We start from the raw sequence: 556 nt of genomic DNA on the forward strand, positions 1-556 counted from the left end.
GTCGGCGCGCCGAGCCCGCCGGCGCCCATCACCAGCACCCGCGCGTTCTTGAGCCGCTTCTGTCCGTCGACGCCCAGGTCGGGAAGGATGAGGTGACGGCTGTAGCGGGCCACCTCTTCGGCGGTCAGGCTGGCGGCGGGCTCCACCAGTGGCGGCAGTGTCGACACATGATCGAGGTTAGCGATCCCAGCGCCCGCGAGCGCAACCTCAGGCGATCGGGAACGGCCAGGGGTTGAACCTGCAGACCTTGCCGTCGGCCTTGACCTGATCGGGGTCGAACTTGGCTCCGTCGTCGTTGGCGGTGGAGAACGTTTGCTGCATCATCACCGGCGCCAGGGCACCCTGCTGGTCGCACGGCTCGTGCCTGATATATCCGATGGCGTGGCCGACCTCGTGGTTGACCACATACTGCCGGTAGGAACCGACATCGCCCTCGAACGGGACGGCTCCGCGGATCCAGCGGGCCTCGTTGATGAACACTCGCGATTGTCGATCCGCGCCGAATGACGGGTTGTAGCAGGAGGTCTCGAGCCGGAATTCGTAGCCGCAGCCCTCG

General features: G+C 66.5%; 2 protein-coding genes. Both read right to left on the minus strand.

Going from position 1 to position 556, the window contains the following annotated elements:
* The coding region (locus tag A5634_RS28240; protein ID WP_253861631.1) for a ThiF family adenylyltransferase at positions 1 to 167 on the minus strand (167 nt) is incomplete at its 3' end.
* Between the two features lie 40 nt (positions 168 to 207).
* Positions 208 to 556 (minus strand): DUF3152 domain-containing protein (locus tag A5634_RS14630; protein WP_155769554.1); only part of this gene is annotated, 349 nt, incomplete at its 5' end.

Origin of the sequence: Mycobacterium asiaticum (assembly GCF_001673365.1) — a bacterium.
Classification (GTDB): domain Bacteria; phylum Actinomycetota; class Actinomycetes; order Mycobacteriales; family Mycobacteriaceae; genus Mycobacterium; species Mycobacterium asiaticum_A.